The organism is Streptomyces finlayi, from assembly GCF_014216315.1.
In the GTDB taxonomy this organism is placed as follows: Bacteria; Actinomycetota; Actinomycetes; order Streptomycetales; family Streptomycetaceae; genus Streptomyces; species Streptomyces finlayi_A.
The window spans coordinates 1,145,607-1,170,215 of the sequence record NZ_CP045702.1; the positions used below are offsets into that span (position 1 = coordinate 1,145,607).

At 71.2% G+C, this 24,609-nt stretch carries 23 protein-coding genes; 14 read left to right on the top strand and 9 right to left on the bottom strand.

Features of this window, described 5'->3' with window-relative positions:
- Positions 1-7: 7 nt before the first annotated feature.
- Entirely contained in the window at positions 8-1,858 is a 1,851-nt protein-coding gene (locus F0344_RS05400; protein ID WP_185297681.1) for a phage tail sheath C-terminal domain-containing protein, read from the bottom strand.
- Between the two features lie 544 nt (positions 1,859-2,402).
- Between F0344_RS05400 and F0344_RS05405 the strand changes: the two genes are divergently transcribed.
- Positions 2,403-2,864, top strand: a complete 462-nt coding sequence (locus F0344_RS05405) for a hypothetical protein (protein ID WP_185297682.1) — start codon at positions 2,403-2,405, stop codon at positions 2,862-2,864.
- Between the two features lie 37 nt (positions 2,865-2,901).
- Here the strand turns inward: F0344_RS05405 and msrB are convergent, their stop codons facing one another.
- The 4 genes from msrB to F0344_RS05425 all read right to left on the bottom strand — a co-directional run bounded on the left by msrB (position 2,902) and on the right by F0344_RS05425 (position 6,236).
- On the bottom strand, positions 2,902-3,309 hold the full coding sequence (gene msrB / locus F0344_RS05410) for a peptide-methionine (R)-S-oxide reductase MsrB (RefSeq protein WP_185297683.1): 408 nt from the start codon (positions 3,307-3,309) through the stop codon (positions 2,902-2,904).
- A gap of 10 nt (positions 3,310-3,319) precedes the next feature.
- The gene (murC, locus tag F0344_RS05415) at positions 3,320-4,714 is read right to left on the bottom strand and encodes a UDP-N-acetylmuramate--L-alanine ligase (protein ID WP_185297684.1); all 1,395 of its coding nucleotides are present in this window, start codon (positions 4,712-4,714) and stop codon (positions 3,320-3,322) included.
- A gap of 40 nt (positions 4,715-4,754) precedes the next feature.
- Positions 4,755-5,207: an indole-3-glycerol phosphate synthase gene (locus tag F0344_RS05420; RefSeq protein ID WP_185297685.1), complete on the bottom strand. Its 453-nt coding sequence runs from the start codon at positions 5,205-5,207 to the stop codon at positions 4,755-4,757.
- Positions 5,208-5,420: 213 nt separating this feature from the next.
- The gene (locus tag F0344_RS05425; protein WP_258049679.1) at positions 5,421-6,236 is read right to left on the bottom strand and encodes a pyrimidine reductase family protein; all 816 of its coding nucleotides are present in this window, start codon (positions 6,234-6,236) and stop codon (positions 5,421-5,423) included.
- Positions 6,237-6,273: 37 nt separating this feature from the next.
- On the opposite strand from F0344_RS05425, the gene zapE reads away from it, so the two are divergent.
- The 4 genes from zapE (at position 6,274) to F0344_RS05445 (ending at position 10,386) form a co-directional block, all read left to right on the top strand.
- Positions 6,274-7,368, top strand: a complete 1,095-nt coding sequence (gene zapE, locus F0344_RS05430) for a cell division protein ZapE (RefSeq protein WP_185297687.1) — start codon at positions 6,274-6,276, stop codon at positions 7,366-7,368.
- Positions 7,369-7,453: 85 nt separating this feature from the next.
- On the top strand, positions 7,454-7,879 hold the full coding sequence (locus F0344_RS05435; protein WP_185297688.1) for an OsmC family protein: 426 nt from the start codon (positions 7,454-7,456) through the stop codon (positions 7,877-7,879).
- Positions 7,880-8,011: 132 nt separating this feature from the next.
- Positions 8,012-9,388 (top strand): alkaline phosphatase PhoX, encoded by a 1,377-nt coding sequence (locus tag F0344_RS05440; protein WP_185297689.1) that lies wholly within the window; start codon positions 8,012-8,014, stop codon positions 9,386-9,388.
- A gap of 101 nt (positions 9,389-9,489) precedes the next feature.
- On the top strand, positions 9,490-10,386 hold the full coding sequence (locus tag F0344_RS05445; RefSeq protein ID WP_185297690.1) for a polysaccharide deacetylase family protein: 897 nt from the start codon (positions 9,490-9,492) through the stop codon (positions 10,384-10,386).
- Positions 10,387-10,427: 41 nt separating this feature from the next.
- On the opposite strand, the gene F0344_RS05450 is transcribed toward F0344_RS05445, so the two are convergent.
- On the bottom strand, positions 10,428-10,613 hold the full coding sequence (locus tag F0344_RS05450) for a hypothetical protein (RefSeq protein ID WP_185297691.1): 186 nt from the start codon (positions 10,611-10,613) through the stop codon (positions 10,428-10,430).
- 121 nt (positions 10,614-10,734) lie between these two features.
- The gene (locus tag F0344_RS05455; RefSeq protein ID WP_185297692.1) at positions 10,735-11,412 is read right to left on the bottom strand and encodes an AIM24 family protein; all 678 of its coding nucleotides are present in this window, start codon (positions 11,410-11,412) and stop codon (positions 10,735-10,737) included.
- Between the two features lie 84 nt (positions 11,413-11,496).
- Here F0344_RS05455 and F0344_RS05460 point away from each other — a divergent pair, with 84 nt between their 5' ends.
- From F0344_RS05460 to F0344_RS05485, 6 genes are all read left to right on the top strand, one after another.
- A complete protein-coding gene (locus tag F0344_RS05460) occupies positions 11,497-12,243 on the top strand; it encodes a peptidyl-tRNA hydrolase (protein ID WP_185297693.1) in 747 nt (248 codons plus the stop codon).
- A 130-nt stretch (positions 12,244-12,373) separates the two neighbouring features.
- Positions 12,374-13,120, top strand: a complete 747-nt coding sequence (locus F0344_RS05465; RefSeq protein ID WP_185297694.1) for a DUF4142 domain-containing protein — start codon at positions 12,374-12,376, stop codon at positions 13,118-13,120.
- Positions 13,121-13,231: 111 nt separating this feature from the next.
- Entirely contained in the window at positions 13,232-14,560 is a 1,329-nt protein-coding gene (locus tag F0344_RS05470) for a DUF692 domain-containing protein (protein ID WP_185297695.1), read from the top strand.
- Entirely contained in the window at positions 14,557-15,606 is a 1,050-nt protein-coding gene (locus tag F0344_RS05475; RefSeq protein WP_185297696.1) for a TIGR04222 domain-containing membrane protein, read from the top strand. The genes F0344_RS05470 and F0344_RS05475 overlap by 4 nt, the downstream gene beginning before the upstream one ends.
- 103 nt (positions 15,607-15,709) lie before the next feature.
- On the top strand, positions 15,710-16,504 hold the full coding sequence (locus F0344_RS05480) for a TIGR04222 domain-containing membrane protein (RefSeq protein ID WP_185297697.1): 795 nt from the start codon (positions 15,710-15,712) through the stop codon (positions 16,502-16,504).
- Positions 16,505-16,605: 101 nt separating this feature from the next.
- Entirely contained in the window at positions 16,606-18,261 is a 1,656-nt protein-coding gene (locus tag F0344_RS05485) for an alpha/beta hydrolase (protein ID WP_258049680.1), read from the top strand.
- Positions 18,262-18,293: 32 nt separating this feature from the next.
- Here F0344_RS05485 and hemQ read toward each other — a convergent pair whose 3' ends face one another.
- Both hemQ and hemG read right to left on the bottom strand, forming a co-directional pair.
- Positions 18,294-19,022, bottom strand: coding sequence for a hydrogen peroxide-dependent heme synthase (gene hemQ / locus F0344_RS05490; protein ID WP_185297698.1), 729 nt, complete (start codon positions 19,020-19,022; stop codon positions 18,294-18,296).
- Positions 19,023-19,026: 4 nt separating this feature from the next.
- The gene (hemG, locus tag F0344_RS05495) at positions 19,027-20,490 is read right to left on the bottom strand and encodes a protoporphyrinogen oxidase (RefSeq protein ID WP_185297699.1); all 1,464 of its coding nucleotides are present in this window, start codon (positions 20,488-20,490) and stop codon (positions 19,027-19,029) included.
- 126 nt (positions 20,491-20,616) lie between these two features.
- Here hemG and F0344_RS05500 point away from each other — a divergent pair, with 126 nt between their 5' ends.
- The 3 genes from F0344_RS05500 (at position 20,617) to F0344_RS05510 (ending at position 24,601) form a co-directional block, all read left to right on the top strand.
- Positions 20,617-21,612: a DUF4349 domain-containing protein gene (locus F0344_RS05500; RefSeq protein ID WP_185297700.1), complete on the top strand. Its 996-nt coding sequence runs from the start codon at positions 20,617-20,619 to the stop codon at positions 21,610-21,612.
- A gap of 53 nt (positions 21,613-21,665) precedes the next feature.
- Positions 21,666-23,048 (top strand): FAD-dependent oxidoreductase, encoded by a 1,383-nt coding sequence (locus F0344_RS05505; protein WP_185297701.1) that lies wholly within the window; start codon positions 21,666-21,668, stop codon positions 23,046-23,048.
- A gap of 194 nt (positions 23,049-23,242) precedes the next feature.
- On the top strand, positions 23,243-24,601 hold the full coding sequence (locus F0344_RS05510; RefSeq protein WP_258050223.1) for an IS4 family transposase: 1,359 nt from the start codon (positions 23,243-23,245) through the stop codon (positions 24,599-24,601).
- Positions 24,602-24,609 lie beyond the last annotated feature (8 nt).

A 24,609-nucleotide genomic window follows, 5' to 3' on the forward strand; every position in this document is an offset into this window, starting at 1 on the left:
TACTTGGTTACGAGAGTGAGAACTCGCCGGCGACCTGCTGGATCTTGACGATCACGAACTCCGCGGGCTTGACGGGCGCGATGCCGATCACGACGTTGACCACTCCGCGCTCGATGTCGGCGGCAGTGGTGGTGTCCTTGTCGCACTTCACGAAGTACGCCTCGCGCGGTGTGCCACCCTTGAACGCGCCCTGCCGGAACAGGTCGTGGAGATAGGCCGATGCCTTCAGCCGGATCTGCTGCCACAGCTGCTCGTCGTTGGGTTCGAAGACAACCCACTGCAGGCCGCGGAAGAGGCTCTCCTCGACATGCAGCGCGAGCCGGCGCACGGGGACGTACTTCCACTCGCTGTCGAGCGCGTCCGCGCCCTCCAGCGTGCGGGCGCCCCACACCAGCGGACCCACCACGGGGAAGGTGCGCAGGCAGTTCACGCCCAGCGGATTGAGCAGCCCGTTCTCCCGGTCGGTCAGCCTGACCGTCAGCGCCCGGACACCGGCGAGTCGCGCATCGGTCCCGGCGGGCGCCTTCCATACACCACGCTCGCCGTCGGTACGGGCGATGACCCCGGCGACGGCACCCGACGGCGGGAAGGAACGCAGCCGCCCGGTCAGCGGGTCCGTCAGCCGCAGATGCGGGAAGTACAGCCCCGCGTGGTTGCTGCGCACGGGCTCGAAGGCACCGATCCCGGCCCGTGCGGCGTCGACGCTGCCCCACGTGGAGGGGGAGTCGACGAGCAGGAAGATCCGTCGCTCCCGGCAGAGCTGCTCGGCCGCGGACAGCACGGTGACCATGTCCTCGGTGGACTCGTACGCCGAGAGTTCCGGCAGGGCCAGCAGGTTGACGTCGTCCACGTCGCGCAGCGCCTGCACGCCGGTCTTGCGCGCCTCGCTGCCGATGAGGTCGCGCGGCCCGGGCGGATCGCCGTCCTTGCCGCCTTCCAGCGGGAAGACGGGCGGGTTGACCGATGCCTCGAGACCCAGGTCGTTGGCGCACTCGCCGACGAAGCGGACGACGTCGTCCGGGTCGGTGGACCCGGCGACGACCTGGAGCCGCCGGCCGAAGGCGGTGACCTCGGCCCCGGCGAAGGTGTGCTTCCCCGGGGCGTCGGGCAGCGCGCGCAGCTTGCGTTCCAGCAGCAGCGCCAGTTCGGTGACGTCGGCCGGCGGCTCACCGTCGCGGTCGGGTTCGTAGAGCGTGAACTCACGCTCCACCTCACCGATCTTGACCTTGAGCTCGACTTCCAGACCCGGAAGTGCCGCCGCGAAGGGCTTGGAGACGGTGCCGGACGGGTCGGGCCGGTCCTCGTCGAGGGCCTTCACCCGGACGAGGGAGGAACCCGCGTTGACGACTGTCTCGACGAAGCGGCCGTGGCCGGCGTTCATCGAAAGGCCGGTGAAGGACTCGCGCGCTCCGCCGCGTGCGTCGAGGATCTGGAGATTGAACGTCTTGTCCGGAGCCGGGGTGTCGTGGTCAATGGCCACCCGCAGGCCCGAGCCCCAGACGCCGGGCTCCTTCGCGTGCACCTCCAGCACCGGGCACTCGCTGTGCCCCTCGGTGGAGTGGAGCGTGACGCACGCTTCCTCACCGGTGCCGGCCTTGGCCACCCGGACGACGACCGCCTGGCTACCGCCGTTGCCGAAGAACTGGTGCACCGCGTAGCCGACGGCGCTCTGCGAGGTGAGCCCGCCGAAGCGGCGCTCGAAATCGGCGAAACTGGTGACCCTCACCGGCTGGTTGAGCGGGCCCCGGCGGGTATGCCCGACGAACGCGGTCACCGAAGTGGTGACCGAGGCGATGGTACGGATACTGCTGGGAAGTTCTTCTATGTAAACGCCGGGATAGCCCATATGCGTCGGCATTCCCCCTCCATTCCCTTCGCGCACCAAGAGAGTGAGAGAGGACGTGAAGGAATTGCATGCATAAATCCGGCATGCACATTCCCCTTGTGTTTCCCCCGTCGTTCACCCCGTGCGATTTCGGTCTCGCAGGGCCACCCGCATGCAAATGCGCTCGTGGCTCCTGATGCATGAGTGCCTCTTGGGAGTCTGCATCCCGTCCGGAGCCCGGTCAAGAGAGCGTTTCGGTCATCCGGAAATAACGACATCCGATAGCGGCCACGCGGGCTTCACCATGGTCAGCGGATTACCGTAGCGGAATATGAAGACCAAATTCACGTTCGCTTCACAGGAAAACCAAGATCGTGCGGCGAAACCAGCCGTACGGGTCCGATCACGGCGCGCCGCCTTGCGACGCTCTCGCGAGGAGCAGTCATCCGTTCGGTTCCGGGCAGGGGTGCCCGGCCCCCGGCAGGGAGTCCGGGAACCACCGGTGCGAGCGGACAGGTACCGTAGGAGGACGATTTCGTGGGCCTCCTGGCGGGCTGCGTACACCCAGGAGGAACACATGACGACCAACCGCGGACGCAAGGACGTGATCCGGGACCGGATGGCGGCGACCGGCGAGTCGTACAACGTCGCCGCCCGCAACCTGAAGGCCATGAAGGACATGGGCGCCACCCGGGAGGCCCTCCTGGTCCAGCACTGGCTCCCTGCGGACTCGTTCGACGTCCCCTGCCCGTGCGGCGGGACCTGTGAGCCGGGCGAGACGTGCGACCACTGCCACGCCCGGCACCGGCATGTGAAGCGGTACCCGGGCAGCGTCACGGACGTGGAGACCTGGGCCGACCGTTACGAGTGCACCGGCTGCTCGTCCTCGTACACCATCACCGTCCAGCTGACCGGCCGCCCGTGGGGCGTCGTCGAGACGGTCATCCAGGGCGGCTCGGCGGAGTCCGTCGTCCGGGCCCGGGTCTTCCCACGCGTGGTGCATCCACTGCTGCGCCCCGCCGCCCCCGAAGAGGACTGACTCCGGGGGCGGCCGGAGGCGGCCGGGTGCGGCGCGATCAGCTCTCGTCGGGCGCCAGCGTCAGCGAGATCGAGTTGATGCAGTACCGCTGATCGGTGGGCGTCGGATAGCCCTCGCCCTCGAAGACGTGCCCCAGGTGCGAACCGCAGCGGGCGCAGCGCACCTCGGTGCGGACCATGCCGAGGCTGCTGTCCCGGATCAGCTCGACCGCCTCCGTGTCCTTCGGGTCGTAGAAGGACGGCCAGCCGCAGTGCGATTCGAACTTGGTGTCCGAGCGGAACAGCTCGGCGCCGCACGCCCGGCAGGAGTAGACGCCCTGGGTCCTGGTGTCGGTGTACTCGCCCCGGAAGGCGGGTTCGGTGCCGGCCTGGCGCAGCACCGCGTACTCGGCGGGCGACAGCTCCGCCCGCCATTGCTCGTCCGGCTTCTCGATCTCGTACGCCACGGTGGCTCCCTCAGCTCGACAGGTGGTCCAGGATCTGCGGGCCGAGGTCGGTGACGTCGCCCGCTCCCATGGTGAGAACCAGGTCGCCGGGCTTCGCCATTCCCGCGACGACCTCGGGGATCGTCGCCTGGTCGTGGACCGCGACGACATCCGCTCCCGCGGCCTTCGCGGCATCGACGATCAGGCTGCTGGTGATACCCGGGATCGGGTCCTCGCGGGCCGGGTAGATGTCCAGGACCACGGAGGCGTCGGCGAGCGCGAGAGCCTGGCCCATCTCGGTACCGAGCTCCTGGGTGCGGGAGAACAGGTGGGGCTGGAACACGACGAGCAGGCGGGCGTCGGACGCGGCGCCGCGCATCGCTTCCAGGTCGGCGGTCATCTCGGTGGGGTGGTGCGCGTACGAGTCGATGACCTGGACGCCCGCCGCCTCGCCCTTGAGCTGGAGGCGGCGCTTGACCCCGGTGTACTTGCCGAGGGCCGAGGCGAGGTTGTGGGCCGGGATGCCGAGGGCCACACCGGCGGCGAGGGCCGCCACCGCGTTGTGGGCGTAGTGGCTGCCCGGCACGGAGACGGTGAAGGTGAGGTACCTGCCCTTCAGGACGACCGTGACCTCGCTGGTCAGACCACGCGGGGTGACCTTGTGGACGCGCACGTCGGCGGTCGGCTCGGAGCCGTAGGTGACGACGTTCAGGCTGGAGATGTCGCGGACCCGCTGGACCAGCTCGACGGCGCCCGGCTGGTCGGCCGAGACGACCAGGGTGCCGCCGGGGACGACCTTGCCGACGAACGTCTCGAAGGAGTCGTAGATCTCGTCCATCGAGGCGTAGTTCGCGTGGTGGTCCAGCTCGACGTTGAGGACGATCGCGACCTCGGGGTCGTACTTCTGGAAGCTGCGGTCGCTCTCGTCGGCCTCGGCGACGAAGATCTCGCCCTCACCGTGCGTGGCGTTGGTACCGGGGCCCTCCAGGTCGCCGCCGATGGCGTACGAGGGGTTCAGGCCCAGCTCGGTCAGGGCGACGGCGAGCATCGACGTGGTGGTCGTCTTGCCGTGTGTACCGGCGACGGCGATCGCGCGCAGGCCCGCCATGAGGGAGGCGAGCGCGTCGGAGCGGTGCACGACCGGGACCGACAGCTCGGCGGCACGGACCAGCTCGGGGTTGTCGGAGCGGATGGCGCTGGAGACGACCACGCAGGTGGCGTCGTCGGCCAGATGGCCGACGGCGTGCCCGATGTGGACGGTCACCCCCAGCGCCCGCAGCGCCTCGGCGGTGGCGGACTCCTTGGAGTCGCTGCCCGCCACCTTCGCGCCCCGCTGGGCGAGGATCTTCGCGATGCCCGACATTCCGGCGCCGCCGATGCCGATGAAGTGCGGCCGTTCAAGGGCGGCAGGAATTCCGGGTGCCATGCGCGTGTCTCCAGGGTCGAGTCCAGTAACGGCCCCCAGCCTATTCGCTGTGCGCGAAGAGCTTGAGCACCGGTACGCCGACCCTGTGCCGGGCCCGGGAGGCCCAGTCGCGGTGGAAGAACTCCTCGACGTAGTGCGGTGCGGTCAGGACGATGACCTCGTCCGCGCTCGCCTCGTCGACGACGGTCTTCAGCTTGTCGAGGGGATGCTCCTCGACCACCTGTCCGACCGCGTCCGATCCGGCCTTGCGGAGCGCCTGGAGCGTGAACTCGAGAGCCAGTTCGGCGGGCTCCCGGGCCGCTCTTCCCTCCGGCTCCTCGCCCTCGCGGGTCGCTTCCTTCAGTTCGCCGATCGCCACGTCGTCGATCGCGCGCAAAAGTACGTCGGCCTGGTCGCCCCGCGGCTGCATCAGTACGACGAACGAGGTCTCCTCCTCGCCGTGGAGGGTGGTGACGAACTCCACGTCCTCCGGGGAGAGGGGCTTCTCGATCATCAAAACGCTTGTGAACACGACAGGCGCCCTTCCGCTTTGTCTCATCGACCGTGACGGTCGCTGCTGAAACCATCCTTCCCCGCGCTCGCACGGGGTCTGCAGGAGTAAGTGTGCCCACCGGAGGCTAACCGGAACAGGGAATTCCGTTACTTGTCAGAACTCGTGTCAACACGTACCGCCACTCCGGACGGAGGCGGCAGGCCCGGACACGTCTCAGCGGGACCGGTCACGGCGGTACCGGGTGAAGAGGAATCCGTCCTCCTCCAGCATCGAGGTCAAGGAGAATCGTTCCGGCACACCCACCGAGAGGCCCACCGCGATCCGCTGCGCGTCTCCCGCGGACAGCATCGGGGAGATCGTCAGACAGAGCTCGTCCAGCACGTCGGCCGCCACGAACTGGCCGAGCAGCCTTGGTCCGCCCTCCGTCAGCAGCCGGGTCAGACCGCGGGCGGCCAGCTCGCGTACCGCCCGCTCGGGAGCGACCACACCGCCCTCACCCGCGACGACGACCTCGGCGCCGGCACGCTCGGCCTCGTGGACCCGGTCGGCGGGCGCACCCGCGCCGGTCAGCACCAGCGTCGGGACGAGGGGCGAGGTGAACAGCGGGAGTGAGAAGTCCAGGTCCAGGCTCGCGCTCACCACGGCGATCGAGGGAGCGAGGCCCTGACCGGCCGCCGCGCGGCGCGCGGCGAACGCCTCCCGGGCCCTCGCCGGCCGGTAGCCCTCCAGGCGCGCGGTTTCCGCGCCGACGATCACCACGTCGGCCAGGCCGCGCAGGGTGCCGAAGATCCGCATGTCCGTCGGGCAGGAGATGCCCTGGGAGCGGCCGTCGTGCTGGGCCGCGCCGTCCAGGGTGGACACCATGTTGGCGCGCAGCCACGGACCGTCCCCCTCCGGATAGGCGTAGGCGTCGGCCAGCCGGTCGAGACTCCACTCGCCGTCGTCGGCCGCGGTCATCGAGGTGTCCGGTCCGGCCGTCCGGCCGGTCTCGTCGGTTGTCAGGTCCGTCACAGGGAGCAGGCGTCGCATGCGAAGCAGTCTGGCATGGCGCTTAAGGTGGCGAGTTGTGTCGTCATCCACCGCCGTTCCGGGGCAGAGCCCCATAGCTGAAGCGGCCCCGCTGTCCCTGTGCGCCCGTGAGCCGCGCGTTCCCGCCGACCGTCTGGTCGCCGAGATGGTGCCGCCGCCGCGTTTCGATTCGGTGCGCTTCGAGACGTACGTCCCCGACCCGAACCAGCCCAGCCAGAGGGAAGCGGTCCGTGTGCTGAGCGAGTTCGCGGGCGGGCTCGGCGGTGCGCACGCCACCGGGGCGGCCAGGCGGAAGTGGTTCGGCCGGAAGGCGCCCGTCGCTCCGGCCGGGCCACGCGGGGTCTATCTCGACGGCGGCTACGGCGTCGGCAAGACCCACCTGCTGGCCTCCCTCTGGCACGCCACGCCCGCGGCTCCTTCGCTGAAGGCGTTCGGCACGTTCGTCGAGCTGACCAATCTGGTCGGCGCGCTGGGCTTCCAGCAGACCGTGCAGACGCTCAGCGGGCACCGGCTGCTGTGCATCGACGAATTCGAGCTCGACGACCCGGGCGACACGGTGCTGGTCTCCTCGCTGCTGGGCCGGCTGGTCGAGGCGGGGGTGGCCCTGGCCGCCACCTCCAACACGCTGCCCGGCAAGCTCGGCGAGGGCCGCTTCGCCTCCGCCGACTTCCTCCGTGAGATCCAGGGTCTCTCCTCGCACTTCCGGCCGCTGCGGATCGACGGCGAGGACTACCGCCACCGCGGGCTGCCCGAGGCCCCGTCGCCCTTCTCCGACGAGCAGGTCACCAGGGCCGCGTACGCCACGCCGGACGCCGCCCTCGACGACTTCCCCGGCCTGCTCGACCACCTCGCCCGGGTCCACCCGAGCCGGTACGGGGCGATGACGGACGGCATCAGCGCGGTCTGCCTCACCGGGGTGGAGCCGGTGCCCGACCAGTCCACGGCACTGCGGCTCGTCGTCCTCGCCGACCGGCTCTACGACCGGGAGGTTCCGGTACTCGCCTCGGGGCTCCCCTTCGACAGGCTGTTCAGCGACGAGATGCTGAACGGCGGGTACCGGAAGAAGTACTTCCGGGCCATCTCCCGTCTCACGGCGCTGGCGCGTGACGCAAAGGGGCTGGTGGCGCAGTAGGTTCGGGGACGTACCACCGTACGGGGCACCTCCGGGAGCCCCGTACGTCCCGTATACCGCGCACACCGTTTGAAGGGATTCCAGCATGGCTACCACGCGTCAGGCGCACACGGTCTGGGAAGGCAGTCTGATCGAGGGGGAGGGCGTCGTCACCCTCGACTCCTCCGGCATCGGCGAGTACCCGGTCTCCTGGCCGTCGCGTGCGGAGCAGGCGAACGGCAAGACCAGCCCCGAGGAGCTCATCGCCGCGGCGCACTCCAGCTGCTTCTCGATGGCCCTCTCGGGCGGTCTGGCCAAGGCCGGCACCCCGCCGACCCGGCTGAACACCAAGGCCGAGGTGACCTTCCAGCCCGGTACGGGCATCACCGGCATCCACCTCACCGTTCAGGGCGAGGTCCCCGGCATGGACGAGGCGGACTTCGTGAAGGCCGCCGAGGGCGCCAAGGAGAACTGCCCGGTCAGTCAGGCGCTGACGGGTACGACGATCACGCTTTCCGCTTCCCTGGCCTGATCACACGGGGCCCTGGGACCACAGCTGTCCCGGGCGCCATCACGAGGCACAGTGGCCCGCATGGTTCCCGCGCGGCAACTCGCGTGGTACACACATGCGGGTCACACCTGTCCGCCAACAGGGAGTTGCCTCATGTCTTCAGACGCACGACGCCCCGCGACACGACGTCAGGTCCTGGCCGGCAGCGGCGCAGCCGCCGTCTCGGTCGCCTTCACCGGAGCGTTCTCCGAACTCTTCGCGGGCACCTCCGCCGCCGTGGGCCACAGCGGTTACGGCCCCCTCGTCCCCGATCCGGACGGACTGCTCGACCTGCCGAAAGGTTTCCGCTACCGGGTGCTGTCACGCCAGGGCGACGAGCTCCGTTCGGGCGAGGGTCTCGTCCCCGGCAACCACGACGGCATGGCCGCCTTCCGGGGCGACCGCGGCCGGGTGCACCTCGTGCGCAATCACGAGAACCGCGCCTCCGCCGCACTCGCGGTCCCCACGGTCGACGGCCTCACCTACGACCCCATGGGCAAGGGCGGCTGTACGGCCCTGGAGCTCGACAGCCGCAACAGGGTCCTCGGCGAACACGTCGCCATCGCCGGTACGGCGGTGAACTGCGCCGGCGGCCCGACCCCCTGGAACACCTGGCTGACCTGCGAGGAGACCGAGGACAAGGCCGGAACGAACGGCTACACCAAGGACCACGGCTTCGTCTTCGAGGTGGACGGCGCCGATCCGCGCCGTACCGGAGCCGTACCGCTCACCGCGATGGGCCGCTTCCAGCACGAGGCCGTCGCCGTCGATCCGCGCTGCGGGATCGTGTACGAGACGGAGGACGCGTTCCAGCGGCCTTTCGGGCTCTTCTACCGTTTCCTGCCCGAGAAGCCACTCGGCGGGCGCGGTTCGCTGCGGGCCGGTGGCGCGCTGGAGGCGATGCGGGTGCCGGGCGTGCCCGACCTCTCCGCCATCCAGGAGACCGGGGCGAGTTTCGGCGGGGTCGAGTGGGTCCCCGTACCCGATCCGCTCGCGGCGGAGACACCGATCCGGCTCCAGGACTTCGGACCGAAGGGCATCACGCACGCCCAGAAGCTGGAGGGCTGCTACTGGGGCGGCACGTCGGTCTACTTCGTCTCCAGCTTCGCGCGCCGCTCGGAGGGCTCGTCGGGCGACCACTACGGGCAGGTGTGGCGTTACGAGCCGCGGCGGCGCCGCCTCACCCTGGTGGTCGTCTTCGGCCCGGACACGGACATCCAGCTGCCCGGCGAGTCCCCCGACAACATCTGTCTGGCGCCCGACGGCGGGCTGATGGTGTGCGAGGACGGCAACGGGGCCCAGTACGTGCTGGGGGTGACCCGGCGGGGCGAGGTCTACACGCTGGCGCGCGGGCGGCAGAACACGGGGACTCCGCAGGAGCCGGAGTGGGGCGAATTCGCCGGGTCGGCCTTCTCGCCGGACGGCCTGACGATGTATCTGAACTGCTACACGCCCGGAACGACCTTCGCGGTGACGGGGCCGTGGCGATGACCGAGTGAATCCCGGGGCCCGTCTGCGGCGCGGGAGCGCCGTAGGCGGCTCACCACGGGTTGATCGGTTAGTTTCCGACAGTGATCAACTCTGTACGGAAAATGACGGCGATGACCGTTTTGGGGGTCGTGCTCGGGACCGGCCTCTTCGGATGCGGTAACCCGCGGGCGGCCCGTACCGAGACCCCCCGGGCCGCGTCCCCTGCACCCTCCGGCTCCCCTTCCTCGGCACCCTCCGCCCCGGCCGGCGCGCTCGCCTCCTCACCGGCCGGGCGGCAGGCGCCCACGAGGGCACCGGGACCGGCCGGCCTGACCCCCGTCTTCGAGCGCGGCCCGAGCGGGGGCGGTGAGGGCACCCGCTCCCGCGACAAGGTCGTGGCCCTGACCTTCGACGCGGACATGACCGCGGATCAGGGACCGCGCGCGGCTTCCGGCGAGCGCTTCGACAACCCGGAACTGATCGCCTCGCTGCGCCGGCTGAAGGTCCCGTCGACCATCTTCATGACCGGCCGGTGGGCGCAGGAGTACCCGTCGCAGGCCCGGTCGATCGGCACGGATCCCCTGTTCGAGATCGCCAACCACTCGTACCGGCACCACGCCTTCGCGTCTCCCTGCTACGGCCTGCCGGTCGTCGGGCAGGCGGACATGCGCGACGACGTGCGGCGCGCCTTCGCCGCGTTCCGGGAGGCGGGGGCGCGCAACGTCGTACCGTACTTCCGCTTCCCCGGCGGCTGCTACGACGAGGCGGCCCTGCGCACGCTGGCGTCGGAGAAGGTGACAGCGGTGCAGTGGGACGTCGTCAGCGGCGACGCGTTCGCGACGGACGCCGACGCGGTGGCCGAGCAGGTACTGGCAGGGGTGACGCCCGGATCGCTGGTGGTCATGCACTGCACGCGCAGCGCGGCGCCGGTGACCGACGAGGCGGTACGGCGGGTGGTGCCGGAGCTGCGCGCACGGGGCTACCGGTTCGTGAAAGTCTCCGAGCTGATGCGTGGCTGAGGACCCGGCCGGGCCCCAGCTCAGCCGGGCCGGGCCCCAGCTCAGCCGGAGCAGGCCGCGCGCTCCGCTTCCCGCCACTCGCACACCGGGCACAGCGTGATGCCCCTCACCGACTCCGGATACTCGGTCGGCTCGCGGCACAGTACGCATTCGGCGAACGGAGGGCCCTTGTCCGTGTTCTCGGCCTCCGGCTTCGGTGCGGGATTCCCGCCGCAGGCATCGTCCATACGTACGAGGGTAGTCACTCGCGCACCGCAGCGAGCCGGCGGACGAGGACCGCCGCCCCCGCGGCGATCACGAGGGCGCCGGCCAGGGGCAGGCCGCACCGGCGGCCCACGCCTCGCAGCCTCAGTTGGCCGACGCCTTCTCCGCCTTGACCTCGCTCGGCCGTACGATCACGAACCCCTCTCCCTGGAGCATCAGCTGGACGGCCTCGCCCGAGCCGCCGCGCACCATCGAGCCGAAGCTCTGCGAGCGGTGCAGGGACGTGGTGAGCCGCTCGCTCCAGCCGACGACCGCGTCCGTGTCCACGTACACCGGCTGCGCCGCCGTCACCGGGATCACCAGCGGGTCGCCCTCACATATCAGCCCGAGCTTCCCGTAGCCGCTGAAGACACTGTTGAAGAGGCCGCCGCCGGTCATCCCGGCCCCCTTCACGGTCTTGATCTCGTACCCCAGGGTGGCGTCGAAGCAGAGGACGTTGCGGCCGTTGACGGTCAGGACGTCACCCTGCTCCATCTCCACGATGAAGCAGTTCGCCGCCTCGTGGGCGAACCACGCCTCACCCTGGCCACGGACCGCCATGAGCGCCAGCCCCTCGCCGGTGACCGCTCGCTTGAGCATGCCACCGATGCCCTGGCCCTTGCGCTCGAACTGGAGATTGCCGCGAAAGGCGATCATCGAGCCCTGACGTGCGTGCATCTCGCCGTTGACGGCGTATTTGATGGACTTGCTGTTCTGCAGGGTCATTCCGGGGACGGTGGCCGCCTGGACCATGTGCTCGCTGGAAAAAAGATCGCTCTTCATGCCGAGCATCCTCACCCGGAGTGTTTCGTTCCGCCAAGAAGTTCCGCCGAGAAGCCGGTGCCGGGCGCCTGGCAGACTGGGCGGGTGAGCAGCAACGACCTCCCCGCGTCCGAGTCCCCCGTCGCCCCCGCCCTTACGGACAGCCCGTTCCGGACCGAGCCGACCGTCCGCGACGAGGCGCCGCAGTTCGTCCTGCCGCTGGTGGTGCACATCGAGAAGACGGCGCCGCCGGCCCGTACCGACGCCCTGCGGACCGCCGCCCGTGCCGTGCTCACGATCCTCTCCGACGAGCGCTCCCACGACGAGGGCGAGTGGGCGCAGCTCATGCGGGACTGGCAGGACGCCCGGATCCGCAAGGTGGTGCGCCGGGCGCGCGGCGCGGAGTGGCGCAAGGCGTCCGCGCTGCCAGGGATCACGGTCACCGGGGACAGCGCCGAGGTACGGGTCTTTCCGCCGGTGCCACTGGACGGCTGGCCGAAGGAACTGGCCAGACTCCAGGTGTCGGGCACGGACCTCGACGACCCCGAGCCCCCGGCCGCACCCGATCCGGCCGGTCCGGTGCTCTGGCTCAACCCCGACGTAGACATGTCGGCGGGCAAGACGATGGCCCAGGCAGGACACGGCGCCCAGCTCGCCTGGTGGGAACTGTCGGAGACCGAGCGCAAGGCATGGCGCGAGGCCGGCTTCCCGCTGTCGGTGGCCACCCCGGACCCGGCCCGCTGGCGGGAACTCACCGTGAGCGGCCTGCCGGTGGTGCGGGACGCCGGGTTCACCGAGATCGCGCCGGGCTCCTGCACGGTGGTCGCCGACCATCCCGCGCTGCGCCGCTGACTGAACATCCCTGCGCACACTTACGTACCTCCCGATACCGCCGTATCGGCATTACTGCCAAGTAGCCTGCACGGCGAGTCATTTGGCGATTGATTCGACGCTGTCACGCATCGGCCCGGGAGACACCTTGTTGCGACGCATCAATGGAACGGCCCTCATCATCGCGGCACTCGCCGCCACGCTCGGCGCGCTCGCCTTCCCCGTGTGGTCGTACGCCGACCGCTCGGGCACCGGCGAGGCCAAGCTCGACGCGTCGAGCGTCGCCACCCAGTGGGGCCCGCTCTCCGCGACCGACCGGGACTTCCTGATCAAGGTGCGGCTCGCCGGACTGTGGGAACTGCCCGCCGGGCAGCAGGCCATCCAGCGGGCCCCGAGCGAGGCGACGAAGGCGGCCGGGGACCACCTCGTCGTGGGGCACACCGACCTGGACCGGCGCGCCCGCGACGTGGCCGCCAAGCTCGGGATGGAGCTGCCGAACCAGCCCACCGCCCAGCAGCAGGGCTGGCTCCGGGAGCTCACCGCGGCGAGCGGCGAGGAGTACGAGCGGAAGTTCGCCAATCTGCTGCGGGCCGCGCACGGCAAGGTCTTCTCGCTGATCGCCCAGGTACGGCACACCACCCGTAACGCGCTGATACGGCAGCTGGCCTCGGACGCCAACCAGACGGTGCTCGATCACATCACCATGCTGGAGGGCACGGGATACGTCGACTTCGACGGGCTGGCACGCGAGGCGGCGGGTGCCTCGACGGCCGGCCCCTCGGGTCCTTCCGTCCCGTCCGGCGCGGGGATACCGCAGGTCCCGGTGCCGGTGACGCCGACCGGGGACCAGTCGTTCACCTCGCGCCCGGTGCCCCCCACCATGATGCCGATGCCCTGACGGGCGGCAGCCACGGGAACCTCAAATCAAGCTCTGAACGTCCCCCTGTTCGGATTCATCACCGCCCGCCGGGGCCATCACCCCCGCACGAAGCGGAACTGGGGGACACACATGAAGCTGGGAATCGGGATCGGCTGGCGGCCGGAGATCGCGGACGCCGTGGCGACGCTGCCCGGAATCGACTGGGTCGAAGCGGTCGCGGAGAACATCTGCACCGGCCACCCGCCGGAGGCCCTGATGCGGCTGAGGGAGCGGGGCGTCACCGTCGTTCCGCACGGCGTCTCGCTCGGGCTCGGCGGTGCGGACCGGCCTGATCCCGTGCGGCTGTCGGACCTGGCGGCGCGGGCCGAGCTGCTCGGTGCGCCGCTGGTGACGGAACACATCGCGTTCGTGCGCGGCGGGGGGCCGCTCACCGCGTCGCCGAGGCTCGAAGCGGGTCACCTGCTGCCGGTGCCCCGCACCTGGGACGCGCTGGACGTCCTGTGCGAGAACGTACGGATCGCGCAGGACTCGCTGCCCGTACCGCTGGCCCTGGAGAACATCGCGGCGCTGATCTCCTGGCCGGGCGAGGAGATGACCGAGGGGCAGTTCCTCGCCGAACTCGTCGCGCGCACCGGCGTCCGGCTGCTGATCGATGTCGCCAACCTGCACACCAACCACGTCAACCGCGGTGAGGACCCGGCCACCGCGCTCGACGAGCTGCCCGTCGAGGCCATCGCGTACGTGCATGTGGCGGGCGGTGTCCAGAAGGACGGCGTCTGGCACGACACGCACGCCCACCCCGTGACGCGACCCGTGCTCGACATCCTCACCGCGCTGCGCTCCCGGGTCGACCCGCCCGGCGTCCTGCTCGAGCGCGACGACGACTTCCCGCCCGCCGCCGAACTGGCGGGCGAGCTGAGCACGATCCGCACGACGCTGGAGGCAGCCGCAGCTGCCTCCGGGGACAGCGGGGACAGCGGGGACGGCCGGGCGCGGGCAGAGGCCGTGCGCCCGGTGCGGGCCGCCTCCCCGGGCGAGCGCGCCCGGAACCGCAGCGCCGTGGCCCAGACCGCCCTGCTCTCCGCACTCGTCACCGGAACACCCGCACCGGAGGGCTTCGACCAGCGGCGGCTCGGGGTGCAGAGCCGGGCCCTGGCCGCCAAGCGGGCCGGCGTGGTCGCGAAGGTGGCTCCGGAGCTCCCGGAGATCCTCGGCGACGGATACCGCGGCGCGTTCGTCGACTACGCGCGGACCCACCCGATGTCCGACGGGTACCGTCGCGACGCGGTGGACTTCGCGGAGCGGTTGCTGATCAACGGCCTCCCGGCGGACCACGCGGCCCGGCGGCGGCTGACCCGCTGGTGGCAGGAGTGCGTCGATCCGCGCCCGCCCCGCCGCTCCGTCCGACTCGTCCGCGCGGCCCGTGCCGCGCTCGCTCGTGGGGAAGTGACCCGATGAACGTTCTCGCCATCCTGCTGAATCTCGCCGTGATCACCACGTCGGTCCTTCTCATCGCCCGCGCCGTCGCCGCTCAGCGCCCCGTCGCGGGAGCCGACAGTCAGATCCACGACCTCTACGAGGCGGCGTTCCTCAACGGCGGCCCGGCCAGAGTGGTCGACACCGCACTGACCGCGATGCAGACGGACGGGCGGCTGGCCCTGGGCGGCCCCGGCATCGTCGCCGTCCTGCGGAACGAGGCCCGGGACCCGGTGGAACGGGCCGTGCTCCAGGAACTCGCCACGGCACCGACCGGCGCCCTGCACACGCTCCGTGCCGCGGTGATGCGTCACCCCGCCGTCCAGGAGACCGGCGACGGACTCGCGGCACGCGGGCTGCTCGTCGCCCCCGCCACGAACCGTCCGCTCCGGGTCCTGGGGCTCGTGCAGGGCCTCGCCTGCCTGCTGGCCCTGCCGGTCTGCTTCGTGCTCACCCTCGTCCAGTACGGCCTGCACGAGGGTTACGCGGACACCCCCTTCCCGTTCATCATCAAGGTGCTGCCCGTCCTCCTGGCCGGCTCCCTCGTCGGGATGCTCGTGGCCTCGTCCACCAGGAGGAGGATCACGAAGGCGGGCCGGCGGGCGGCCGAGGGCTACCGGGCCGCGCACGTCTACGTGATGACACCGGCCCTGCTGGTGGCCACGACGGGACTGCGCGCGCTGCCCGACCCGGTCCTCCAGGCCCAGCTGATCGCCGCCGCCCGGGTCCGGACCACCGGACGGCGCGGGTCCTCCATGACCACGGACTCCACGCTCTCCTCCTCGGCTCTCCTCGTACCCGCTGTGTGGTGCGCCGGGGCGGGTCCCGGCAGTGCGAGCTGCGGGAGTTCCAGCGGGGGCGGCTCGGGCGGCGGCGGGGGCGGCTGCGGCGGCGGAGGCGGCTGCGGCTCGGGCGGCGGGTCCTCGTGCAGCTCCGGCTCCAGCTGTGGTGGGAGCAGCGGAAGCAGCGGCGGGTCGAGCTGCGGTAGCAGTTCGGGCGGTTCCAGCTGCGGCGGCAGCAGTTCGTGAGCAACGGCCGGAACCGGCCACGCGTACCGGCCGCTGGACGGTGCCACGTCCGTATGGTGAACAGGGCATGGCGCGGCGGGTCCCCCTCGCATAGAAATCGGGCATGCTCTGGGTCCTGTTCCTGCTGGTCGCGTGGGCCGCGGCGGCCATGTCGTGCATCCGCCTCTGCCTCGCAACCGCGGCGTCGGCGCCTCCGGCCGCCGCCGTACCCGAACGCGCCCATCACGCACTGAATCTGTACGAGACGGCGTTCCTGGCCGGCGGCCCGCACCGGGTCGCCGATCTGGCGCTGGTCTCCATGCATCTGCGGCGCCGGCTGCTGCTCGCGCACACCGGCTGGGCGACCGTCGTCGACCCGGAGGGCCGCGACGAGGTCGAACGGACCGTCATACGGGCCATCGGGCCGCAGGGTCAGTCCCGGATAGCGCCGATACGGACCGCGGCGGCCGCCGCGGACGCCGTACGTGCTCTCGCCGACCGGCTCGTCGCGGCAGGCCTGGCCGTTCCGCACGGGACCCGTACGGGCGTGGCGTCGGCGGCGCGTGCGGTGCGCGCTTCGGCCGTTCTCGTCGTGGTGCTGGCCTGCGCCGCGGTGCTCCTGCCGGGCCGGGGACCGGACGGCGCGGGCCCGGTGGCCGCCTGGTTCGGGCTGCCGCTCGTCCTGACGCTGGGGTGTCTCGCGATCGCCCGCGTCGGGAACCATCCGTACAGCCCGTGGGCCTCCCCGTCCGGGCAGCAGTGGCTCGACTCCCTGCCCGCCCCGGTGTCCGGCGCCGACCGCGACCTGCTGGCCGCGGTGGCCGTCCACGGTGTGCGCGCCGTGCGGGACCCCGCGCTCCGCGCCGCCCTGACAGGGCGTCGCACGGGGTGGTCGGCCCATCCGGGGCATTACATGTGACATTGCGGTGTGGTGCTTTACTTCGCTGATCGCACGCCGGACCATCCCCCCTTCGGCTTCACGGGCCCCTCGGCCCCACCGGCTGCACGGAGGGAACGCGCGTGAAAGCAGCGGCGCTGTACGGAACGATCGTGTGCGTGGCCCTGACGCTGGTGTCCGCCCCCACGGCCCCGGCCGCTTCCCCCGCCGCCCCGGCATCCCCCGCCCCGGCGTCCCCCAGCCCCGCTCCCGGCCTCGGCACGGCACCCACGTCCGCCGAGGCCGCCGGCACCGAACTCGCCGCGGCCCGTGCCGCGGCCACCGGGATCTCCTTCGGGCCCTGCCCCGAGGAGGAGATGCTGCCCGACTCCCTCCGCTGCGGGACCGTCGCCGTCCCGCTCGACTACGCGGACCCGTACGGCCGCCAGGTCGAACTCGTCGTCAGCCGCGCCCGGGCGAGCGGGAAAGCGGACGAGCACCAGGGCTCCCTCGTCTACAACCCGGGCGGGCCCGGCGCGTCCAGCATCACCTTCCCGCTGGTCGGTGAGCTGCCGGAGTGGAAGGAGATCGCGCGCGCGTACGACGTCGTTGGCTACGCCCCGCGCGGCGTCATCCCGTCCGCCCCGCTCTCCTGCCAGGACCCCGCCGACTTCGCCGAAGCACCCTCCGACCTGCCGGTGCACCCCTCGGCGGCGTACAAGCAGCGGCGTATCGAGCGGGCGAAGGCGTACGCGGAGGGCTGCGCGCGCGACGCCGGTCCCTCGCTGCGGCACTACACCTCGCTCGACAACGCCCGTGACCTGGACGTCCTGCGCGCGGCGCTGGGCGAGCGGAAGCTGACGTTCATGGGGGCCTCGTACGGCACGTACCTCGGCGCGCTGTACGCCACGCTCTTCCCCTCGCACGTCCGGCGCATGGTGTTCGACTCGGCCGTGGATCCGGCCCCGGGCCAGATCTGGTACCGCTCGCACCTCGATCAGTCACTGGCCTTCGAATCCCGCTGGGAGGACTTCCGCATCTGGGTCGCCAAGCACGATGCGACGTATCACCTCGGAACCTCACCCGAGGCGGTGCGGCGCAGTTACGACACCGTGCGCAAGGCAGTCGCCGAGCGGCCCGCGGGCGGGAAGGTCGGGCCCGCGCAGTTGCACTCCGCGCTCCTGGGCGCCCTGTACTACGACGACTACTGGGCGATGCGGGCGACGGCTCTCTCGGAGTACGTACGCGGCAATCCGAAGCCGCTGGCCGACCAGGCGTCCCCCCGCGCCGCGGCGGCCAGGGACAACGAGAACGCCCACGCGGTCCACACGGCGGTCCGGTGCAACGACGCGCCGTGGCCGACGGACTGGCGGGTGTGGGACCGCGACCACACGGCAGTCGCCGCGATCGCTCCGTTCGAGACCTGGGCCGGTGCCTGGGCGAATCTGCCGTGCGCGTACTGGCCCGCACCCCGGCAGGAGCCCGTCGACGTCGGTACGGAGTGGGGCGAGCTGCCTCCGGTGCTGATCCTCGCGGCCGAACGCGACGCGGCGACTCCGTACGAGGGGGCGCTCGCCCTTCAGCGGCGGCTGCGCGGCGCGGCGCTCGTGACGGAGCGGGACTCCGGTTCACACGGTGTCGGCGGCTCCACGAACACGTGCGTCAACAAGCATCTGGAGACGTATCTGCTGACCGGAAGAACACCGGTGCGGCGCGCGGAGTGCGCGCCGCACCGGGAGCCGAACCCGGTGTCGCTGGAACGACGGGCGGGGCTGAGAACGCCGGTGCCCACCGTCTGATCTTCCGGGTTGGGGTGGTCGGGAATCGCTGGTTACGCGAGCCCGGCCACCAGGTCTGCGACCGACTTGCGACGCCCCGTGTAGAACGGGACCTCCTCGCGGACGTGGAGCCGCGCCTCGGAGGCGCGCAGGTGACGCATGAGGTCGACGATGCGGTACAGCTCGTCGGCCTCGAACGCGAGGAGCCACTCGTAGTCGCCGAGGGAGAAGGAAGCGACGGTGTTGGCGCGGACGTCGGGGTAGCCGCGGGCCATCTTGCCGTGGTCCGCGAGCATGCGTCGACGGTCCTCGTCCGGCAGCAGGTACCAGTCGTAGGAGCGCACGAAGGGGTAGACGCTGATGTAGTCGCGCGGCGTCTCGTCGGCCAGGAAGGCCGGGATGTGCGACTTGTTGAACTCGGCGGGGCGGTGCAGCGCCATGTTCGACCAGACCGGCTCGACGGCGCGGCCCAGCTTGGTACGCCGGAAGAGGTTGTACGCCTCCTGGAGTTCGTCGGAGGTCTCGGCGTGCCACCAGATCATGAGGTCGGCGTCGGCACGCAGCCCGGACACGTCGTACGTCCCGCGCACGGTGACGTCCTTCGCGGCGAGCTGGTCGAACAGCTCCTGGACCTCCTCGGCGTAGCCGGCGCGGTCCAGCGGCAGCACGTCGCGCAGCTTGAAGACCGACCACAGGGTGTAGCGGATGGCCTCGTTGAGGTCCTTGGCCTTCTTGCCGGCGTTCGCGGCCTTGCTTGATGTCGCACTCTCAGCAGCACTCATACGGCTATTGTCCCGCCTCGCTCCGAGTGCCCTGAACCAGGGGTGGGGTGTCGATGATCTCGTCCACCGCGCGGTGGGCACTCGCGATGCAGGCCGGGATGCCGACGCCGTCGTACACCGCCCCGCAGACCCGCAGACCCGGCAGCTTGGCCACTTCCTCGCGGATGCGGGCGACACGGGTGAGGTGACCGACCGGATACTGCGGGAGTCCGCCGATCCAGCGGGTGACCTGCGTGTCCACGGGCGTGGCCGCCAGTCCGGTCGCATCTGCGAGATCGCGCAGGCTCACGTCGACGAGCTCGGCGTCCTCGCGGTGCAGGTGGTCCTCCTCGCCGTATCTGCCGACGGACGTCCGCAGGACGAAGAGACCGGGCGCGGAGTCCGCCACCCACTGCCACTTGTTGCTGGAGAAGGTCGACGCCTTGATCGTGCGGCCGTCGACCGGCGGTACGAGGAAGCCGGAGCGCCCACGAAGTGCCTCGGTCGCCTCGATGTCGGTGCGCCGGAACGCCATGGTGACGAGGGCCATCGAGGCGTACTCGACCCCGGCCAGTTCGGCGGAGGCGGCCGGGGACTCGGCGGCGAGAAGGGTGGAGGCGGACCAGGCCGGGGTGGCCAGGACGATCCCGTCGGCGGTGATCACCCGGGTGTCGGTGCGGACGTCCCAGCCGGTGGCGGTCCGGGTCAGGCCGAGGACGGGTGTACGGGTGAGGATCTCGGCTCCCCCCGCGCGCACGGCGTCGGCGACGGCCTCGGGCAGGCTGCCGACGCCGCCGTCGATGCCCTGGAAGACCGGTCCCGTCACCTGCCGGGCGGCGGCCCGCTCCTGGACCCGCCGTACTCCGTCGAGGAGCGAGCCGCCCTCCTTCACCACCTCGAAGAGCTGCGGTACGGCGGCGCGCATGGAGATCCGGTAGGCGTCGCCCGCGTACACCCCGCCGAGCAGCGGCTCCACGAGCCGGTCGACGACCTCGCGGCCGAGCCGGTCGGCGACGTACGCGCCGACGGCGACGTCCTCGCCGACGGGCGTGGGCGTCAGGTCGCGTTCCTCGGCGATCCGGGCCAGGCCCGCCGGGGAGAGCACGCCGCCGAGCGCGGCAGGATCGCCGGGGACGCCCATGAGGTGGCCCGTGGGCATGGGGCGCAGGGCGTCGCGGGTCCACACCGACGCGGTGGCGGTGGCGGGTGGCTGGAGACGGCTGGCGAGTCCGACGGCTCCGGCCAGTTCGACGGCCTCGGGGCGGCGCGCGAGCATCGACTCCGCGCCCAGGTCGACGCGTGCACCCGCGACCTCGCCCGTCATGAGCTTCCCGCCGACGCGGTCCGTCGCCTCCAGGAGCGTGACCCGCAGCCCGGTGGCGAGCAGCCTGTGCGCGGCGGCCAGACCTGCGATGCCACCGCCGATGACGACGACGTGGCCCGTGCGCGTGTGCGCGCCCTGATGAGAACGCTGATGAGAAGCCTGCATGGGTCCACTCTCTCAAACCCGTACCGAGTCCCGACCGTGACCGCTTCGAAACCGCCTGCGGGCAACCCGCGCCGAGGCCCGCACGTCGAACCGGCAACGTCGACCACCAGCCTGGGGGGACCAGTTATGGACACCGAGCGACCCAAGGACCGACCACTCACGTCGGCACCTCCCGTACGTCGCGCACGGCGGACCCGGCAGACCGGCGCGGCGCTGGCGGCGGGGACGCTCGCCACCCTGCTGGCCGTCGGCGGCTGCGCCGGTGCCCGCGACAACGCAGGAGCGAGCGACAAGGGCATGGCGCAGTCCGACTCGAAGGCTGCGGGCGCCGGTGCGGCGGACAGGGCCGGGGGGAAGTCCACCGACGGGAACAAGGGCAAGGCCCGGGCCGACGAGCAGTCGTCGGCCGTCGCCCACGTCATCCGCACGGCCACGCTGTTCGTCGAGGTGAAGAACGTACCGAAGGCGGTCGCGTCGGCCCGGGCCACGGCGGAGGGGGCCGGAGGGTTCGTGTCGAACGAGGCGACGGAGCGGCTCGACGACGAGCACGAGAGCTCTCACCTCGTGCTGCGGGTGCCCGAGGACCGGTACCAGGAGGTCCTGCGGAGTCTTGCGGGCTCCGGGAAGCTGCTGTCGCGTACCTCCGACGCGAAGGACGTCACGGAGGAGGTCGTCGATGTCGAAAGCCGGATCGCCACCCAGAAGGCCAGCGTCACCCGGGTGCGGAAGCTGATGGACCAGGCCGAGAAGATCTCCGACGTGGTCACGCTGGAAGGGGAACTGAGCAGCCGTCAGGCGGCCCTGGAGTCGCTGCTCGCCCGGCAGGCCAAGCTGAGGGACCGCACCTCGATGGCGACGATCACGCTGGAGCTGGTGGAGCCGGATTCCCCGGTCGCGAAGCGGCACGACGACGATCCGGGCTTCCTGGACGCGCTGGGCGGGGGCTGGGACGCGTTCGTGGCGATGCTGCGCTGGATCGCCATGGCGATCGGGGCCTCGGCCCCGTTCCTCGCGGTGGCGGCGATCGTCCTGCTGGTCTGGCGCCGTCTGCGGCGCCGCACCGGGAAGCCCCCGGCCTCCGGCCCGTCCGCAGCGCCCGGGTCGGGCCCGTCCGGGGAGTAGCGCCGCCGCGCCGTACCGTTGGGGCTCAGGACATCGCGGTGAAGGGACCCGGCATGGCAGCGGAGCGACTGGTCGTCATCGGAGGTGACGCGGCGGGCATGTCCGCCGCGTCACAGGCCCGCAGGTTCAGGGGGCCCGACGAGCTGGGCATCGTCGCCTTCGAGCGGAGCCACTTCACCTCGTACTCCGCCTGCGGCATCCCGTACTGGGTGGGCGGCGACGTGGAGCAGCGGGACGACCTCATCGCCCGTACGCCCGAGGAGCACCGGGAACGCGGCATCGATCTGCGGATGCGCACCGAGGTGACGGAGATCGACGTCGCCGGACAGCGGGTGCGCTCCGTGGACCGGGAGAGCGGCGAGGCGTCCTGGACTGGCTTCGACAAGCTGGTGATCGCCACGGGGGCCCGACCGGTCCGCCCGGAACTGCCGGGGATGGACGCGGCGGGTGTCCACGGGGTGCAGACCCTTGACGACGGGCAGGCACTGCTGGACTCCCTGGACCGGGCGCCTGGCCGACGCGCGGTCGTCGTCGGCGCGGGGTACATCGGCGTCGAGATGGCGGAGGCGATGCTGAAGCGCGGCTTCGAGGTCACGGTGCTCAACCGCGGGCCGCAGCCGATGTCGACGCTCGATCCGGACATGGGCCGCCTGGTGCACGAGGCGATGGACGGCCTGGGCATCACGACGGTGAACGACGCCGCCGTCACCAAGATCCTCACCGGTCCCGACGGCCGGGTCACGGCCGTCGCCACGGACGCGGAGACCTACCCGGCCGATGTCGTGGTGCTCGGCATCGGCGTCACACCGGAGACCACGCTGGCCGGCGCGGCGGGCCTCCCGCTCGGTGCGCACGGCGGCCTGGTCACGGACCCGTCGATGCGTGTCACGGGCCACGAGAACATCTGGGCGGGCGGCGACTGCGTCGAGGTCCTGGACCTGGTCGCGGGGCGTCTGCGCCACATCGCGCTGGGCACCCACGCCAACAAGCACGGCCAGGTCATCGGGGCGAACGTGGGCGGCGGCTACGGGACGTTCCCCGGAGTCGTCGGTACGGCGGTGAGCAAGGTCTGCGATCTGGAGATCGCCAGGACCGGCCTGCGGGAGAAGGACGCGAAGGCCGTCGGGCTGCGGTTCGTCACCGCGACGATCGAGTCGACCGGCCGGGCGGGCTACTACCCGGGGGCGCGGCCGATGACGGTGAAGATGCTCGCGGAGTACCGCACGGGCCGGCTCCTCGGCGTGCAGATCGTGGGCCGCGAAGGGGCGGCGAAGCGGGTGGACATCGCGGCGGTGGCGCTCACCGCGCGGATGACGGTGGACCAGATGACGGCGCTCGACCTGGGGTACGCCCCGCCGTTCTCGCCGGTCTGGGACCCGATCCTGGTGGCGGCCCGCAAAGCGAACACGGCGGTACGTCGGGCGGGCAGCGCCTGACGTACCGGACGAGGTGCGACTAGGTCCAATGCCGTTCGGTTAGGGGTTCGGTCAGCGGCGCAAACTCTCGGCGTTTCGGCTGGTGATACGGGTGCAGCCCCTGTAGTGGTTCTCGGGTCCGCCAAGACTCGTGTTCCTCCACAAGGGCTGCAGTGTCTGATTCTGTCATTACGCATGCCCCCGGTGTCTTTGCCGTGGGGCACTTGGGCGAGTTGACCCAGGTTGTCCCGTTCGATCTCGTCGACGAGGCACTCGCATCCGCAGGTGGTCTGCAGCAGCGGGTTCGACGGCTGCCGTCGCGGGTGGTGGTCTACCTCCTGCTCGCAGGCGCACTGTTCACCGGGCTCGGCTGGACCGGGATCTGGTCCCGGCTGACCGCCTCACTGCCCGCGCCGCTGCCCGTGCCAGCGGGTTCATCGATCACGGCCGCGATGCGACGGGTCGGCCCCAAACCATTGAAAGCACTGTTCGACCTGGTCAAAGGCCCCGCAGCGGTGACCGCGACACAGACGACACGGTTCGCGGGCAGGCTGGTCGTCGCGATCGACGGAACCCAGCTCGCCCTGCCGGACACACCCGCGAACCTCGCGGTGTTCCCCAAGGCGAAGGCAGGACAGAACGGGCCGTCCGGATACCCGATGCTGCGCCTGGTCACGCTGGTGGCCTGCGGGACCCGAACCCTCATGGACGCCGTCTTCGGCACCGACGCGACCGGCGAGCTGACCTACGCCCGAGACCTGATCACCACCGCGGGCACGACCGGAGCACTACGGCCCGGGACGCTGCTTCTGGGTGACCGGAACTTCTCAGCCACCGCCTTCGTGCGCACGGTCGCGTCCACGGGCGCGGACTTCCTCATCCGCGCCAAGACCCACAGCACCGCGCTCAAGCTGCCGATCCTGCGTCGTCTGCCCGACGGAACGTTCCTGTCCCGCATAGGCGAAGTCACCGTCCGCGTCATCGACGCCACCATCACCCTCGCCCCCACCGACGGCGCCGACAAGCGTCCCGCCACCCACAGCACCTACCGGCTCGTCACCAGTCTGCTCGACCCCGACGAGGCACCCGCCACCGCTCTGGTCAGGCTCTACCGCGAACGCTGGGAGATCGAGACCAGCTACTGCGAGCTGAAATCGACCATCCTCGGCGGCAGAGTCCTGCGCGGCCGCTACCCGGCAGCCGTCACCCAGGAAACCTGGGCGCTTCTGGTCGCCTACCAGGCACTACGCACCGCGATGAGCGACGCCGTCCTGCACCGGCCCAACATCGACCCCGACCGCACCGCATTCACCATCGCGCTGAACACGGCACGTGACCAGATCATCCGTGCCGCCGGCATCATCCCCCACACCAGGATCGACCTCGTCGGCCGGATCGGCACCGCCATACTCAACGGCCTCCTACCCGCCCGCCGAGACCGGTCCCGGCCCCGCGTGAAGAAACGAGCGATCAGCTCCAAGTACCGCGCCGTCGGCCGCAACATCGACCACCGCACCCACAGGACCACCGTCCACATCGAGATCAACGCATTGCCAAGCCCACCGGACGGCTAACCGAACGG

What these genes read in the sequence shown, in the direction of transcription:
- F0344_RS05400 (WP_185297681.1), bottom strand. Translation starts at nt 1,858, where the DNA reads ATGCCGACGCATATGGGCTATCCCGGCGTTTACATAGAAGAACTTCCC.
- F0344_RS05405 (WP_185297682.1), top strand. Translation starts at nt 2,403, where the DNA reads ATGACGACCAACCGCGGACGCAAGGACGTGATCCGGGACCGGATGGCG.
- murC (WP_185297684.1), bottom strand. Translation starts at nt 4,714, where the DNA reads ATGGCACCCGGAATTCCTGCCGCCCTTGAACGGCCGCACTTCATCGGC.
- F0344_RS05420 (WP_185297685.1), bottom strand. Translation starts at nt 5,207, where the DNA reads ATGATCGAGAAGCCCCTCTCCCCGGAGGACGTGGAGTTCGTCACCACC.
- F0344_RS05425 (WP_258049679.1), bottom strand. Translation starts at nt 6,236, where the DNA reads ATGCGACGCCTGCTCCCTGTGACGGACCTGACAACCGACGAGACCGGC.
- F0344_RS05435 (WP_185297688.1), top strand. Translation starts at nt 7,454, where the DNA reads ATGGCTACCACGCGTCAGGCGCACACGGTCTGGGAAGGCAGTCTGATC.
- F0344_RS05440 (WP_185297689.1), top strand. Translation starts at nt 8,012, where the DNA reads ATGTCTTCAGACGCACGACGCCCCGCGACACGACGTCAGGTCCTGGCC.
- F0344_RS05445 (WP_185297690.1), top strand. Translation starts at nt 9,490, where the DNA reads ATGACGGCGATGACCGTTTTGGGGGTCGTGCTCGGGACCGGCCTCTTC.
- F0344_RS05450 (WP_185297691.1), bottom strand. Translation starts at nt 10,613, where the DNA reads ATGGACGATGCCTGCGGCGGGAATCCCGCACCGAAGCCGGAGGCCGAG.
- F0344_RS05455 (WP_185297692.1), bottom strand. Translation starts at nt 11,412, where the DNA reads ATGAAGAGCGATCTTTTTTCCAGCGAGCACATGGTCCAGGCGGCCACC.
- F0344_RS05470 (WP_185297695.1), top strand. Translation starts at nt 13,232, where the DNA reads ATGAAGCTGGGAATCGGGATCGGCTGGCGGCCGGAGATCGCGGACGCC.
- F0344_RS05475 (WP_185297696.1), top strand. Translation starts at nt 14,557, where the DNA reads ATGAACGTTCTCGCCATCCTGCTGAATCTCGCCGTGATCACCACGTCG.
- F0344_RS05480 (WP_185297697.1), top strand. Translation starts at nt 15,710, where the DNA reads ATGCTCTGGGTCCTGTTCCTGCTGGTCGCGTGGGCCGCGGCGGCCATG.
- hemQ (WP_185297698.1), bottom strand. Translation starts at nt 19,022, where the DNA reads ATGAGTGCTGCTGAGAGTGCGACATCAAGCAAGGCCGCGAACGCCGGC.
- hemG (WP_185297699.1), bottom strand. Translation starts at nt 20,490, where the DNA reads ATGCAGGCTTCTCATCAGCGTTCTCATCAGGGCGCGCACACGCGCACG.
- F0344_RS05500 (WP_185297700.1), top strand. Translation starts at nt 20,617, where the DNA reads ATGGACACCGAGCGACCCAAGGACCGACCACTCACGTCGGCACCTCCC.
- F0344_RS05505 (WP_185297701.1), top strand. Translation starts at nt 21,666, where the DNA reads ATGGCAGCGGAGCGACTGGTCGTCATCGGAGGTGACGCGGCGGGCATG.